This window comes from Pseudomonas sp. TH07 (genome assembly GCF_016651285.1).
GTDB lineage: Bacteria > Pseudomonadota > Gammaproteobacteria > Pseudomonadales > Pseudomonadaceae > Aquipseudomonas.
Genome location: NZ_JAEKED010000001.1, coordinates 4,050,534 through 4,064,107, shown reverse-complemented (window position 1 = coordinate 4,064,107; position 13,574 = coordinate 4,050,534). Strand labels below are relative to the sequence as shown.

Below are 13,574 nucleotides of genomic sequence, written 5' to 3'. Positions count from 1 at the left end.
GGCTGCCGTATCAACGGGCGCCACCTTTTTTTCACTGCTGGCGATTACTCACCGTAAACGTCGAACTTGAAGTACTTGTCCTGCACGGCCTTGTACTTGCCGTTGGCGCGCACTTCGGTAATCGCCGTGTTGAATTTTTCGGCCAGGGCGGTATCCCCCTTGCGCACGGCAATGCCGGCGCCGCCACCGAAGTATTTCGGATCGTTGTACTCGGGACCGACGAAAGCGAAGCCCTTGCCGGCGTCGGTTTTCAGGAAACCGTCGTCGAGGTTGACCGAGTCGGCCAGCAGCGCGTCGATGCGGCCGGAGACCATGTCCAGGTTGGCTTCCTGCTGCGAGCCGTAGCGCACCAGGCTGATCCCGGCCGGGACCAGCACTTCGGTGGCGAAACGGTCGTGGGTACTGGCGCGCAGCACACCGACTTTCTTGCCCTTGAGCTCGGTCAGCGGGTCCTTGATCTCGATGCCCTGCTTCATCACGAAGCGTGCCGGGGTGTGGTAGTACTTGATGGTGAAGTCGACGTTTTTCTTGCGGTCGTCGGTAATGGTCATCGACGACAGGATGGCGTCGATTTTCTTGACCTTCAGCGCCGGGATCAGGCCGTCGAATTCCTGCTCGACCCACACACACTTGACCTGCATCTGCTCACACAGCGCATCGCCGATATCCACGTCAAAACCGGTGAGCTTGCCGTCGGGGGTTTTCATCGAGAACGGTGGGTAGCCGGCTTCGATACCAATGCGAATCGGCTTGGCTTCATCGGCCACGGCGCAGAGGGAAAACATCGACAGTGCCAGGGCACCGAAGAACGCAAACTTGTTCATTTATAACTCCAAGGGTGGAGACTTTTATTGGCTGGGTTTCGATTACGGAAAATCGAAGTGGCCAGCAGTCTAGAGGCGCCCCCGGGAAGCAAATTGCGTTTATGCGACAAATATTTATGAAAAAGTCACGCGTGCCATTCCCCCCTGAAAGCCCCGCCCCAGAGCGGTGCAAAAGCCGGTAAAGCGCCCACCCGCCGTCCGGAATCCGACCCGGTGGTCGAATTGAAAACACCCCCTCCACAAATCCTGTAACCCGCTGTGCTGGCCTTGAAATACGCGTTGCACCTGTAGCCGCAGCCTGCGGCAGCGGCTACAGGAATCGGGGTGGGTCGATTGGCGTCGTTGGGGAGGCCAGGTTTAGCAGGCGCACTCGATCACGGTGGGTGCTGGGCGCTCGGTAGGTGCGCTCAGGTGGAACCCCTCATCCAGCCAGCCGGTGACGCCGCCGATCATTTCCTTGACCGGGTACTCCAGCGCCGCCAGTTTCACCGCGGCCTTGTTTGCGCCGTTGCAGTGGGGCCCGGCGCAATAGACCACGAACAGCGTGTCCCGGGCGTAACCCGCCAGGCGCTCGGCGCTGATCTGCCGCCCGGGGATATTGATCGCCCCCGGCACATGCCCGCGCTCGAACGCCTGCGGGCCGCGCACGTCCAGTAACACAAAATCCAGCGCGCCCGCCTGCTGGCTGGCGTGCACATCGGAGCAGTCGGTTTCAAAGGTCAGGCGGTTGGAAAAATGCATCAGGGCAATGGCCGAGGGGGCGGCGGGAACATCACGGACCAGGCTGGTCATGGGGGGCATCTCCGAAAGCGAATGGGGGTGAGAGAAAGACTTTATCCGCCACGCCCGCGCCGCTACAGTGGCGCACAAGACACTGACTGGTAACTTTCCGCCAAATGCACGCCCACCCCGGTTTAGTCGCGATCCTGGCCTACGACGGCCTGTGCACCTTCGAGTTCGGCATTGCCGTGGAGATCTTCGGCCTGGCGCGCCCGGAGTTCGATTTCCCCTGGTATGAGCACCGCATCGTCGCCGTGGACCCAGGCCCCATGCGCGCCACCGGCGGGATCCAGGTGACGGCCGACGGCGGCATGGAGCTGCTGGAGCAGGCCCGCACCATCATCATTCCCGGCTGGCGCAGCCGCAGCGATCCCTTGCCTGGCCCCCTGATCGACGCCCTGCGCCGCGCCCACCGGCGTGGCGCACGTTTGCTGTCGATCTGCTCCGGGGTGTTTGCCCTCGCCGCCACCGGGCTGCTGGACGGCCGTGGCGCCACCACCCACTGGCGCTACACCGAGGAACTGGCGGCGCGCTTCCCGCTGATCGAGGTGGACCCGGATGTGCTCTACGTCGACGCCGGGCAGTTGATCACCTCGGCCGGCAGCGCCGCCGGGATCGACGCCTGCCTGCACCTGGTGGCCCGGGACTTCGGCACCCACGTTGCCAACTCGGTGGCGCGGCGCCTGGTGATGTCGCCGCAGCGCACCGGCGGCCAGGCCCAGTTCATTCCGGCGCCGGTCAGCCGTACGCCGCGCAGCGACCTGTCGAAAGTCATGCAGTGGGCGCGCGAACACCTGCATGAGCCACTGGAGGTGCGCGACCTGGCCCGCCAGGCGCTGATGAGCGAGCGCACATTCTTGCGGCGTTTCAGCGAAGCCACCGGTGCCTCGCCCAAGGCCTGGCTGCAACATGAGCGCCTGGCCCGGGCCCGGGAATTGCTGGAAAGCGGCAGCGAACACACCGAGCACATCGCCCTGCGCTGCGGTTATCGCTCGGTGGAGAGTTTTCGCGTGGCGTTTCGCAGCGTGGTGGGGGTGCCGCCCTCGGTGTACCGCGAGCGCTTTGGCCGGGGCGCCAAGACCCCGGTATGAAGCCGGCGGCGCCCGTCAGGCGTCCGGTTTGCGCAGCAGGTAGGTGTCCATGATCCAGCCATTGGCCTCCCGCGCCGCCTTGCGCACACGCTGGATTTCATCCGCCACGTCCTGTAACCGGCCGCTGATCAGAATCTCGTCCGCGGTGCCCAGGTAGGCGCCCCAGTAGATATCCAGCTCGCGGTCCAGCACCTGGCGATAGGAGTCCTCGGCATCGAGCATCACCACCAGGCTGTCGGCGTCGCTCACCTGCCCCGCTGCCAGGCGACGCCCGGTGGTGATTTCCACGGAGCGACCGATGCGGTTGAGCGGCACCTTATGCTGCGCGGCCAGGGCCTGGACGCTGGTGATACCCGGGATGACCTCGAACTCGAAGCGGCAGCGACCGCTGTCCAGAATCGCCTGCAGGATGCGAAGGGTGCTGTCGTACAACGCCGGATCGCCCCAGGCCAGGAAGGCCCCGGTCTGGCCATCGGCCAATTCCTCGTCGATCAGGCGTTCGAAGGTCGCCTGCTTGTCGCGGTTGAGGTCCTCGACGCTGGCCTGGTAATCGACATCGCCACGCAGCCGCTCCGGGCTTTGCGCCTGCACGAAACGGTAGCCCGGCTCAGTGATATAGCGCTCGCAGATCTCGCGGCGCAGGTCGATCAATGAGTCCTTGCTCGCCCCCTTGTCCATGAGGAAGAACACATCGCTGCGGTTCAGCGCCTTGACCGCCTGCATCGTGATGTAGTCGGGGTTGCCGGCACCGATGCCGATGATCAGGAGGGTTTTCATGGGCGGTTCTCAATCTGTGGGCAGGAGCCCGGTATGGGGGGGCTTAGGGACCCGGCCACTTATGGCCGGGCATCCAGGCGCAGGCGCCAGCGCCCGTTGAAGCGTAGTTCGAGGGCCGACAGCGGCTCGACATCAATGTGATTGAAGCTGGCCAGCGGGCATTGCATGACCTGCAGCAAGGCCGCGCGAATCAGCAGCGGATGGGTCACCGCCAGTACATGGCCGGGGCTCTGGCTCACGCTCTCCAGCCAGGCCGCGACCCGCTCGCACAACTGCGCCACCGACTCACCGCCATGGGGCGCCGCCTGGGGGTCGGCCAGCCACGCCTGCAAGGCTTGCGGCTGGTGCTGCTGCAAGTGATCCAGCGCCACCCCCGCCCAATCACCCATGTCGCAATCGCGCAAGGCACTGACGATCTGCGGCTCGGCACCATACAACCCGGCGCTCTGCCGCGCCCGCAACTCCGGGGCACTGAGCAGGCGCGGCGGACGCTTGAACAGCGCCGCCCGCGAGCCGGCGAGTGCTTGCCAGTCAAGCTCCAGCGGCTCGTCCAGGGGGAAGCACGCGCGTTTCTGGGCGACGGTTCGGGCATGACAAATCAGGGTCAAGCGGGTGGCTTGCACGGGGCATTCTCGAAAAAGGGCCATCGACGGCCTGGGCTGAGGTTGCGTTTGTAGCATGGCCGACGGGCAATTTCCCACTGCGTTGCCAACCCCGACCTGGGCGCCCTACCGGCCAGCGTCCGCACGCGGCCCGAGCCTGGCGGCAGCGGCTATAGGTGTGGTCAATGTGGCGAGGGTGCTTGCTCCCACTGGACCGGCCGGCGCGCCGGTGCGCAGCCGTCCCATTTTTAGTGCCGCTTCGCGCCCCAGCGGGAGCAAGCTCCCTCGCAACAGGTACGGTGTTGGTTCTTAAGTGAACAGCATTACGCCCCCTTGCGGGGCATTTCACCGGCGCTGAAACTTTCGCTGGACATGTAGCGTAAATTACATAAATACTAATTTCGCCAGATATGAAATAAAAACAACACACGACATTCAAGGCGCTGCCATGTCCTCGCTCAGAGAGCTGATCACCGACCCCGCACTGGAACTCACCCCCGCCGAGCGCAAGGTGGTCCGGGCCCTGCTCGACCACTATCCGCGCAACGGCCTGGGGCCCATGTCGCGCCTGGCCGAGCATGCCGGGGTCAGCGATCCGACCATCGTGCGCCTGGTGAAAAAGCTCGGGTTCGGCGGTTATGCCGAGTTCCAGGAAGCCCTGCTCAGCGACATGGATGACCGCCTGCGCTCGCCCAGCACCCTGTTGCAGCCGCGCTCGCACCTGCAACAGGACGACGCCTGGAATCACTACCTGAATGACAGCGCCCGGCGCCTGGTGGAGACCCAGGCGCTGACCCAGCCCGAGGACATCCGCATCCTCCTGGAGTGGCTGCTCGACAGCCGGCACGCCGTGTACTGCTTCGGTGGCCGCTTCAGCAGCTTCCTCGCCGGCTACCTGCTCAACCATCTGCGGCTGCTGCGCCCGGGCTGCTTCGCCCTGGAAGACAACGCGCACCTGCCCGACCGCCTGTACGACCTGCAACGCCAGGACCTCGTGCTGCTGTTCGACTACCGCCGCTATCAGGCCCAGGCCCTGCGCGTGGCCAGCGCGGCCAAGGCGCGCTACGCCCGGGTGGTGCTGTTCACCGACATCTACGCCTCGCCCCTGCGCGAACTGGCGGACCTGGTGATCAGCGCCCCGGTGGAGTCGGTCTCGGCCTTCGACACCCTGGTGCCGGCCCTGGCCCAGGTTGAAGCGCTGATCGCCAGCCTGACCTTGCGCGGCGACCATCTTGAAGATCGCCTGGAGGGTATCGACGCCCTGCGGGACAGCTTTGCCACCCACCTGTTGGAGGATCAGTAAGCATGTTCAGCCTGCCCCATCGCTCGCCCCGCGACCTGCCCTTTGTCGCCGACCACACCGCCCTGCTGCTGGTGGATATGCAACGTGCCTGGCTCGAACCGCAGTTCGACCCGCACCTGCAGGACGCCGACGCGCAGTACTTCCTGCAACGGACACGGACCCAGGTGATCCCTAACCAGCAACAGCTCCTGGCGGCCATGCGTGGCGCCCGGCAGAACGTGCTGCACACCCTGATCGAAAGCCTGACCGCCGACGGCCGCGACCGCTCGCTGGACCACAAGCTGTCTGACATGCACTTGCCCAAGGGCAGCCCGCAGGCGGCGATCATCGATGAACTGGCGGCCGGGGAAAACGAAATCATCCTGCCCAAGACCTCGTCCGGGGTCTTCAACTCCACCAATATCGACTACGTGCTGCGCAACCTGCAGACCCGGCACCTGATCATCGCCGGCATCGTCACCGACCAGTGCGTGGACATGGCCGTGCGCGATGCCGCCGATCGCGGCTACCTGGTGACCCTGGTGGAAGACGCCTGCGCCACCTACACCGAGGCGCGGCACCTGGCCTGCCTGAATGCGATCAAGGGTTATTGCTGGATCACCGACACCCGGACCGTGCTCGACCGCCTGCATGAGTTGGCGGCATGAGCCGGGGTAGCGGCGTGACGCCGCTGGCCGCCGTGGCCATGACCAGCATCGTCACCACCGACCTGATCGGCGTGACCCGCGGGCGTTCCTTTCCCAGCGACGAGCTGGACAGCTACCAGGCCGCCGGCTGTGGCTGGGTTCCGGCCAACAGCGCCCTGACCCCGCAGGACCAGATTGCCGAGGCCAACCCCTGGGGCGCCTATGGCGACCTGCGGCTGATCCCGGACATGGCGAGCCGGGTCAGCGTCGCCAACGGCCCGGATCCCGAGGCCGCGCCCCTGGATTACCTCCACGCCGATATCTGCGAAACCGACGGCACGCCCTGGGCCGCCTGCCCGCGCACCCTGCTGCGCGAAGAGGTGGCGCGTTATCGCGACGACCTGAAACTGCAGATCACCGCCGCCTTCGAACACGAATTCAACCTGCAGGGCGCCCCCGCGCAAGCCGAGCAACTGGCGTTCTCCCTGGGCGCTCAGCGCCAGGGGGCGAACTTCGGCGGCTGGCTGCTCAGCGCCCTGCGCGCCGCCGGGGTCGAGCCGGAGATGTTCCTCCCCGAGTACGGCAAGCAACAGTACGAGATCACCTGCCGCCCGACCTCGGGCGTGGCCGCCGCCGACCGCGCGGTGAACGTGCGGGAGATCACCCGGGAAATCGCCCGGCAACTGGGGCAGCAGGTGAGCTTTTCACCCAAGGTGTCGCAGCATGCGGTGTGCAATGGCGTGCACCTGCATATCAGCCTGCAAGACCTCGACGGCCGGCCGAAGCTCTACGACCCGCAGGCCGACAATGGCCTGTCGCAACTGGGCCGGCGCTGGGCCGCCGGGGTGCTCAAGTACCTGCCGGCGCTGTGCGCCTTTACCGCGCCGACACCGATCTCCTACCAGCGCCTGCAACCCCATCACTGGAGCGCCGCCTACGCCTGCCTCGGGCAACGCAACCGCGAAGCCTCGTTGCGTATCTGCCCGACCGTCAGCCTGGGCGGGAAGGACGTGGCGCCGCAGTACAACCTGGAGTTTCGCGCCCTGGACGCCACCGCCTCGCCGCACCTGGCCATGGCCATGGTGCTGATCGCCGGGCGCCTGGGGATCCAGCAGGGGCTGGCCCTGCGCGCCACCACCGACGATGCGCCCGACACCCTGAGCCCGGCTCAGCTCAAGGAGCGCGGCATCGTCGCCCTGCCCGGCTCCCTGGCCCAGGCCCTGGAGCTGCTGGCCGCCAGCCCGGCGCTGACCCTGGCCGTGCCCAAGCCACTGCTCGACACTTACCTGGCGGTCAAGCACGAAGAACTGCGCCTGACCCAAAACCTCGACCCGGCCCAACTCTGTGAACACTATGCACGCCTCTACTGAAACCCCCGAGCTTGGCTACTACGACCGGCCGGCCTATGGCCTGCTGCGTGAAGCGTCCGAGCACCCGCTGATCCTGGTTTGCGAGCACGCCAGCCGCTATATCCCCGCGCCGCTCAACGACCTGGGTCTGGACCCGGAAGCGGCGCAGCAGCACATCGCCTGGGACATCGGTGCCCTGGCGCTGGCCGAGAGCCTGTCCGAGGCCCTGGGCGCGACGCTGCTGACGGCCAATTACTCACGCCTGCTGATCGACCTCAATCGCCCGCTGCACGCCCCCGACAGCATCCCGCTCAAGAGCGAGATCTACCCGGTGCCGGGCAACCAGGCGCTGGATGAAGCCACCCGCGAATACCGGCGCCAGTGCCTGTTCCGGCCGTTTCACTCACGCCTGGCGAGCTTGATCGACGAGCGCCTGGCCGCCGGAAAAACGGTACGGGTGGTGGGCATCCACAGCTTCACTCCGGTGTACTTCGGCGAGCCGCGCCAACTGGAAATCGGCGTGCTCTACGACCGCGCCCAGGCCTACGCCGAACGCCTGGTGGCCGGCCTGGGCCAACACCCGTTGCAGGTGGCGGGCAACCAGCCGTATCGGATCGAGGCCGGCAGCGACATGACGGTGCCGGTGCACGGCGACGGGCGCGGCCTGGACTCGGTGTTGATCGAGGTGCGCAACGACCTGCTGCGCACCCCGCAAGCGGTACGGCGCTGGAGCGATTACCTGGCGCCGCTGTTGTAGACCCTGCTGTCGAATCACGCTGTCGCTGTTGCACCAACTGCTGTTTGCCGGACCGGTAGAACAATTACAAAAACCGCCGTGGTGTGTCTTTTAACCTGCCAGGTTCGAACACCGGGCCTTGTTCAACGTGCGCTCGCGCCACGTTGCGCGGGCCTGCACCCCACTCAATGCCTGCTCAGGAGCACTGTGTCATGGAGATTGAACAATTCGGCTACAAACAGGAACTCAAACGCGGACTGACCCTCAGGGACCTGGTGGTCTACGGGATGATTTTCATGATCCCCATCGCGCCGTTCGGGGTCTATGGCTACGTCAACCAGGAAGCCCCGGGCATGGTGCCCCTGGCGTACATCATCGGCATGGTGGCGATGGTCTTCACCGCCCTCAGCTACGGCTGCATGGCCCGGGCCTTTCCCATCGCCGGCTCGGTCTATTCCTACGCCCAGCGCGGCCTCAACCCCCATGTCGGCTTTATCGCCGGCTGGCTGATGCTCCTGGATTACCTGCTGATCCCGCCGCTGCTGTACGTCTACGCGGCCATGGCGCTGAACCACCTGTACCCGGACATCCCCAAGGTCGGGTTTATCCTCGCGTTCCTGGTCAGTGCCACCTTCGTCAACCTGCGCGGTATCACCTTTACCGCGCGGATGAACATCGTGTTTCTGCTGGCGCAACTGGTGGTGCTGGGAATCTTCCTGTTCTACGCCTGGACGGCCCTGCACGGGGGCGCCGGCAACGGTCAACTGACCCTGGCGCCGCTGTACAACCCGCAAGGTTTCCACTTCGGCATGTTGATGCAGGGGGTGTCGATCGCGGTGCTGTCGTTCCTGGGTTTTGACGCGATCTCGACCCTGGCCGAAGAGGTCAAGGGCGACCCCGGGCGCAGCGTCGGCCGGGCGGCGTTGATCACCCTGGTGGTGATGGGGCTGATCTTTGTCGTGCAAACCTGGATCGCCACCGACCTAGCGGCCGGCATGGGCTTCAAGTCCACCGACACCGCCTTCTACGAGATCGCCGAGATCGCCGCCGGCAGCTGGCTGGCGACCCTGACCGGGGTGGCCACGGCCCTGGCCTGGGGCGTGGCGGTGGCGATCACCTCGCAAGCCGCGGTGTCGCGCCTGCTGTTCGGCATGGCCCGCGACGGCAAGCTGCCCAAGGTCCTGGCCCGGGTCCATCGCAAACACAACACGCCCCATATCAGCATCTACCTGGTGGCCGTGCTGTCGCTGCTGATCTGCTACCTGTTCATCGACTCGGTGGACACCCTGACCTCACTGGTCAACTTTGGCGCCTTGAGCGGGTTTATCCTGCTGCACCTGACAGTGATCAACTACTACTGGCGCCGGCTCAAGTCCGGCCAGGTGATCCGCCACCTGGTGTGCCCGGCCATCGGCCTGCTGATCGTCTGCGCGATCCTGTTCAACATGGGGATCGAGGCACAGAAACTGGGCGCCATCTGGATAGTCGTCGGCGTGGTGTACCTGTTCCTGCTGAACAAACTGGGCAACGGCGAACCCTATAAAATCCAGGAACCTTTGTAACCGCTAGCGCGAGGTTGCGCGGGTCCTATCAATCGATAGGAACCGGCGCACCTGTAACCGCTGCCGCCAGGCTCGGCAGCGGCTACAGGTGGGGTCAATGCAAGGAATTGAGCAGCACCCGCGACGGCACGTCTCCCGGTCGGCAGCTGACTTTGTTGCGGCCGGTGGTCTTGGCTTCGTACAGCGCCTGGTCGGCGTCGTCCAGCCAGTTGACCGCGTCGCTGTACTCCGGATCAAACGCCGCGAGGCCAATGCTCAGGCTGACTTGCAGCGCCGGGTTCTGCTCGTAGCCCAGGGCACCGAAGCGGGTACGCAGGCCTTCCATCAACTGGGCCGCCTGCTCCAGGGGCACGTCCGGCAGGATCACGCAAAACTCATCACCGCCATAACGGCCGATCTGATCGCTGACCCGCAGGTTCTGGCGCAGGATCTTGCTCAGTTGGCGCAGCACGATATCGCCGGCCACATGGCCGTAGGTGTCGTTGATGACCTTGAAGTGATCAATGTCGATCAGGGCAATGGCCCCACCCTGCTGCTGGCGTCGGCAGCGTTGGAACTCAACCTCCAGCTGATCCTTCCAGGCGCCATGGTTAAGTAGCCCGGACAAGCTGTCGGTGCGGCTCAGGGCCAACAGCTCGCGCTTGTGCCCGGCCAGCACGCACGCCTGCTGGTAGCAGATATACCCCAGGGCCAGCGGGTACAACGTCAGCATCGGCAGGCAGGCATAGACTTGCAGTTGGCTGGTTTCGGCGATGAACAACGGGCTGAACAGCAGCAGCGAGACGCCGATCCCCAGGGCCTGGGCCAGGCTCCCGGCGAGAAAGAAACGCACACCGCCAATGGCGATATTGTTCATCGCCATCATCGCCAGGGTGGTCGTGGTCGGCAGCGGATTGAAATGCATGGCGCCGACCCAGAACCCGCCGAGGAACGAGTCCACCAGCAAATTGCGGTGTTCGCCGCGAAACGGCACCCGTGACCGGCGCGCCCACTGGTACGCCAGGTGCGGCCAGGCAAAGGCGTTGAACAGCATGAAGCCCCAGAGCCAGGCCGGGGGCTGCAGCGGTTGCATGGCTGCGGCGACGCAGAAGAAGCCCAGGGCCAGACCCAGGATCCGCGACTTGTATAGCCTCCTGGCCAATGAAAGTCCCTTCCCTGGTGTATGTGGCGTAGGGGCCAAGGCTCCTCCGTGCAAGCAGTACGAGGGTCGATGAGGCTACTGGGACTGCCGAGCAGTCTACCAGCGAAGAGTCAAATAGCCATTACCCCTTCTCCCCTGTTTACAGCGCCCTGGCCCGGCATTGCGGGAATATTTGGCTATAACTGACGGTGGGCACATAACATTACTCTGCGCCCGCTTGCCAAGTACCCCGGAGGAGGCGCATGCACAGCTATCAGGTACTGATCATCGGCAGCGGTTTTGGCGGACAGTGTGCAGCGGTCAATCTGCTCAAGGCGGGAATAGATGACTTCCTGCTGCTGGAGCGCCGCAACTTCCCTGGCGGCACCTGGTGCCAGAACACCTACCCCGGCGCCGCGGTCGATGTGCCCTCGCCTCTGTACTCCCTGTCGTTCGCGCCTTACCGGTGGAGCCAGATGTACGCCACCCAGGACGAATTGCAGCGCTATACCCAGCATCTGCTGCACCAGCAAGGCTTGCAGGACAAGGTGCTGCTCGGGGCCGAGGTCGAGGCCATGGACTGGGACTCGGCGCAGCAACGCTGGATCGTCCAGACCCAGGCCCGCGGTCGATTCCAGGCGCAGTTCGTGATCAACGCCTCGGGGCCCTTGAGCCAACCCCTGATTCCGCCCCTCCAGGGCCTCGCCGACTTCACCGGCCACCAGTTCCACAGCAACCAGTGGGACCACCACTACGACTACCGTGGCAAGCGCGTGGCGATTGTCGGCAGTGGCGCCAGCGCGGCGCAGATCATCCCGGCAATTGCCGCCGATGTCGCCCAGTTACATGTGTTCCAGCGCAGTGCGCACTGGGTGCTGCCGCGCCCTGACCGGCACTTCAGTGCCTTAGAACGGCGCCTGCTGGGGTTCAAGCCGGCCTACACCCTGCTGCGCTGGTTGATCTATTGGCAGCTGGAAAGCCGGATCATCGCCTTCAAGTATTCACGGCCGGCAATGACCCTGGTGCAGCGCCAGGCCCTGCGCCTGCTCAAACGCCAGGTGCCCGACCCGCAACTGCGCCGCCAACTGACGCCGGACTACAGCATCGGCTGCAAGCGGGTGATCCTGTCCAACACCCTGTACCCGGCGCTGGGGCGAGCCAACGTCAGCCTGCACGGGCGCGAGCAAGGCATCCAGAGCCTCGACGCCAGCGGCATCAACACCCGAGACGGCCAGCACCTGGAGCTGGACCTGATCATCTGGTGCACCGGCTTCGACACCACCGACGGCATGATCGCCTACCCGGTGCGCGGCAAGGACCGCCAGTTGTTGCGCGATGCCTGGGCGCCCTACCCGCGCGCCTACCTGGGCACCTGTGTGCCGGGGTTCCCCAACCTGTTTATCCTCTGCGGCCCCAACACCGGGATCGGCCACACCTCGCTGCTGTTCATCATCGAATCCCAGACCCGCTACATTCTCAGCTGCATCCGGGCCCTCAAGACCCAGGGCTTGCAGGCCATTGAAGCTCGCCCGGAAGCGGAGGCGCGCTACACCGCGATGATCCACCGCGAGATGCAGCGCACGGTGTGGCAATCCGGTGGTTGCCAGAGCTGGTACCGCAGCAGCAGCGGGCATGTGACGGCGCTGTTTCCCGGCTTCAGCTTCAGCTACCACTGGCTGACCCGGGGCCTCAAGCCCGTGGACCATCAACTGTCCTGACCCGTGCCCGCACAGGAGCCACCCGATGTTCGTGATTATCGCCCTGCTCGCCCTTGGCCTGTTCTGGTGCTATCGCACCTACCCGCGCATCGGCCATTGGCTGTATGACGCCAGCAGCGCGCTGGAGGCCCGGCTCTACCGGTTGAAAAAACACCCGGTGGCCATCGATGGCATGACCCTGGCGACTTACATGGGCGGCCCGACCACCGCCAGCCAGACCCTGTTGCTGCTGCACGGCTACAGCGCCGACAAAAGCATCTGGCTGCGTTTTGCCCGGCACTTCAGCAACGACTGCCGGGTGCTGATCCCGGACCTGGGCGGCCACGGCGCCACCGGCTTCGACGCCAGCCAGGACTACAGCATCCCGGCCCAGGGCCGACGCCTGCTGCAATTGCTCGACGCCTGCCAGGAGGCGCGGGTGCACCTGGTCGGCAACTCCATGGGCGGCTATATCGCGGCGTGGCTGGCGGCCACCAGCCCGGAGCGGGTAGCGTCACTGACCCTGTTCGACCCCGCCGGCGTCAGCGCGCCCGAGCCCAGCGACCTGGAGCGCATGCTGGCGGTGGGCCGCAATCCGTTCCTGATCGACACCCGCGCCGACTTCGACACCTTCTACGGCATGACCATGGCCGATCCGCCCTGGGTGCCGGAGGTGGTCCTGGCGGCCATCGCCGAACGCTACCGGCAGCGGCGCCCGCAGCTGGCGAAAATCTTCGACGACTTCCATGGCAGTGCGCCCATGGAACCCCTGCTGGGCTCAATACAGGCCCCGACCCTGCTGCTCTGGGGCCGCGAGGACCGGCTGCTGCATGCCAGCAGCGCGCTGATCTGGGCCCGGGGCATCCCCCAGTTGCAGGTGGAGATCTGGCAAGGCATCGGCCATATGCCCATGGTCGAGCGCCCTAACCGCAGCGCCCGGCTGTACCGCCAGTTCCTGCAACAGGCAGCCCTGCGCAATAGCCGCTGAACGCTCGTGCCCACTTTGCCAGCGACGCCCGGGCACGGCGCCCGACGCGCGGCGCCCGAACGGCAGTGCATTCATTTGCAGAATGAAGTTCAGAGGAAACTTCGTTTGTCAGCGCCCCC

General features: G+C 65.4%; 13 protein-coding genes. 8 read left to right on the top strand and 5 right to left on the bottom strand.

Annotation, left to right across the window (positions count from 1 at the left end):
• Positions 1 to 44: 44 nt before the first annotated feature.
• Both JFU57_RS18975 and JFU57_RS18970 read right to left on the bottom strand, forming a co-directional pair.
• Entirely contained in the window at positions 45 to 824 is a 780-nt protein-coding gene (locus tag JFU57_RS18975; RefSeq protein WP_078473681.1) for an ABC transporter substrate-binding protein, read from the bottom strand.
• 357 nt (positions 825 to 1,181) lie between these two features.
• Positions 1,182 to 1,616, bottom strand: coding sequence for a rhodanese-like domain-containing protein (locus JFU57_RS18970; RefSeq protein ID WP_078473682.1), 435 nt, complete (start codon positions 1,614 to 1,616; stop codon positions 1,182 to 1,184).
• Positions 1,617 to 1,720: 104 nt separating this feature from the next.
• Here JFU57_RS18970 and ftrA point away from each other — a divergent pair, with 104 nt between their 5' ends.
• Positions 1,721 to 2,695, top strand: a complete 975-nt coding sequence (ftrA, locus tag JFU57_RS18965; protein WP_201130396.1) for a transcriptional regulator FtrA — start codon at positions 1,721 to 1,723, stop codon at positions 2,693 to 2,695.
• Between the two features lie 15 nt (positions 2,696 to 2,710).
• Here ftrA and cobF read toward each other — a convergent pair whose 3' ends face one another.
• Together cobF and JFU57_RS18955 are read right to left on the bottom strand one after the other, a co-directional pair.
• Entirely contained in the window at positions 2,711 to 3,472 is a 762-nt protein-coding gene (gene cobF / locus JFU57_RS18960; RefSeq protein WP_201130394.1) for a precorrin-6A synthase (deacetylating), read from the bottom strand.
• A gap of 59 nt (positions 3,473 to 3,531) precedes the next feature.
• Entirely contained in the window at positions 3,532 to 4,095 is a 564-nt protein-coding gene (locus tag JFU57_RS18955; RefSeq protein WP_201130392.1) for a histidine phosphatase family protein, read from the bottom strand.
• A gap of 427 nt (positions 4,096 to 4,522) precedes the next feature.
• Here JFU57_RS18955 and JFU57_RS18950 point away from each other — a divergent pair, with 427 nt between their 5' ends.
• The 5 genes from JFU57_RS18950 to JFU57_RS18930 all read left to right on the top strand — a co-directional run bounded on the left by JFU57_RS18950 (position 4,523) and on the right by JFU57_RS18930 (position 9,650).
• Positions 4,523 to 5,377 carry a MurR/RpiR family transcriptional regulator gene (locus tag JFU57_RS18950; RefSeq protein ID WP_201130390.1) on the top strand — a complete coding sequence of 285 codons (855 nt, stop codon included), beginning with the start codon at positions 4,523 to 4,525 and terminating at the stop codon, positions 5,375 to 5,377.
• 2 nt (positions 5,378 to 5,379) lie between these two features.
• Positions 5,380 to 6,024: an isochorismatase family cysteine hydrolase gene (locus JFU57_RS18945; protein ID WP_201130388.1), complete on the top strand. Its 645-nt coding sequence runs from the start codon at positions 5,380 to 5,382 to the stop codon at positions 6,022 to 6,024.
• Positions 6,021 to 7,373, top strand: a complete 1,353-nt coding sequence (locus JFU57_RS18940; RefSeq protein ID WP_201130386.1) for a glutamine synthetase family protein — start codon at positions 6,021 to 6,023, stop codon at positions 7,371 to 7,373. The genes JFU57_RS18945 and JFU57_RS18940 overlap by 4 nt, the downstream gene beginning before the upstream one ends.
• On the top strand, positions 7,357 to 8,109 hold the full coding sequence (locus JFU57_RS18935; RefSeq protein ID WP_078473689.1) for an N-formylglutamate amidohydrolase: 753 nt from the start codon (positions 7,357 to 7,359) through the stop codon (positions 8,107 to 8,109). The genes JFU57_RS18940 and JFU57_RS18935 overlap by 17 nt, the downstream gene beginning before the upstream one ends.
• A gap of 191 nt (positions 8,110 to 8,300) precedes the next feature.
• The gene (locus JFU57_RS18930) at positions 8,301 to 9,650 is read left to right on the top strand and encodes an APC family permease (RefSeq protein WP_201130384.1); all 1,350 of its coding nucleotides are present in this window, start codon (positions 8,301 to 8,303) and stop codon (positions 9,648 to 9,650) included.
• Positions 9,651 to 9,744: 94 nt separating this feature from the next.
• On the opposite strand, the gene JFU57_RS18925 is transcribed toward JFU57_RS18930, so the two are convergent.
• Positions 9,745 to 10,830 carry a diguanylate cyclase gene (locus tag JFU57_RS18925; protein WP_078473691.1) on the bottom strand — a complete coding sequence of 362 codons (1,086 nt, stop codon included), beginning with the start codon at positions 10,828 to 10,830 and terminating at the stop codon, positions 9,745 to 9,747.
• Between the two features lie 203 nt (positions 10,831 to 11,033).
• Here JFU57_RS18925 and JFU57_RS18920 point away from each other — a divergent pair, with 203 nt between their 5' ends.
• Both JFU57_RS18920 and JFU57_RS18915 read left to right on the top strand, forming a co-directional pair.
• A complete protein-coding gene (locus JFU57_RS18920; RefSeq protein ID WP_201130382.1) occupies positions 11,034 to 12,488 on the top strand; it encodes a flavin-containing monooxygenase in 1,455 nt (484 codons plus the stop codon).
• 25 nt (positions 12,489 to 12,513) lie between these two features.
• Positions 12,514 to 13,455 carry an alpha/beta fold hydrolase gene (locus JFU57_RS18915; protein ID WP_201130380.1) on the top strand — a complete coding sequence of 314 codons (942 nt, stop codon included), beginning with the start codon at positions 12,514 to 12,516 and terminating at the stop codon, positions 13,453 to 13,455.
• Positions 13,456 to 13,574: the final 119 nt, after the last annotated feature.

What these genes read in the sequence shown, in the direction of transcription:
- JFU57_RS18940 (WP_201130386.1), top strand. Translation starts at nt 6,021, where the DNA reads ATGAGCCGGGGTAGCGGCGTGACGCCGCTGGCCGCCGTGGCCATGACC.
- JFU57_RS18930 (WP_201130384.1), top strand. Translation starts at nt 8,301, where the DNA reads ATGGAGATTGAACAATTCGGCTACAAACAGGAACTCAAACGCGGACTG.
- JFU57_RS18945 (WP_201130388.1), top strand. Translation starts at nt 5,380, where the DNA reads ATGTTCAGCCTGCCCCATCGCTCGCCCCGCGACCTGCCCTTTGTCGCC.
- JFU57_RS18920 (WP_201130382.1), top strand. Translation starts at nt 11,034, where the DNA reads ATGCACAGCTATCAGGTACTGATCATCGGCAGCGGTTTTGGCGGACAG.
- cobF (WP_201130394.1), bottom strand. Translation starts at nt 3,472, where the DNA reads ATGAAAACCCTCCTGATCATCGGCATCGGTGCCGGCAACCCCGACTAC.
- JFU57_RS18970 (WP_078473682.1), bottom strand. Translation starts at nt 1,616, where the DNA reads ATGACCAGCCTGGTCCGTGATGTTCCCGCCGCCCCCTCGGCCATTGCC.
- JFU57_RS18935 (WP_078473689.1), top strand. Translation starts at nt 7,357, where the DNA reads ATGCACGCCTCTACTGAAACCCCCGAGCTTGGCTACTACGACCGGCCG.
- JFU57_RS18950 (WP_201130390.1), top strand. Translation starts at nt 4,523, where the DNA reads ATGTCCTCGCTCAGAGAGCTGATCACCGACCCCGCACTGGAACTCACC.
- ftrA (WP_201130396.1), top strand. Translation starts at nt 1,721, where the DNA reads ATGCACGCCCACCCCGGTTTAGTCGCGATCCTGGCCTACGACGGCCTG.
- JFU57_RS18915 (WP_201130380.1), top strand. Translation starts at nt 12,514, where the DNA reads ATGTTCGTGATTATCGCCCTGCTCGCCCTTGGCCTGTTCTGGTGCTAT.
- JFU57_RS18975 (WP_078473681.1), bottom strand. Translation starts at nt 824, where the DNA reads ATGAACAAGTTTGCGTTCTTCGGTGCCCTGGCACTGTCGATGTTTTCC.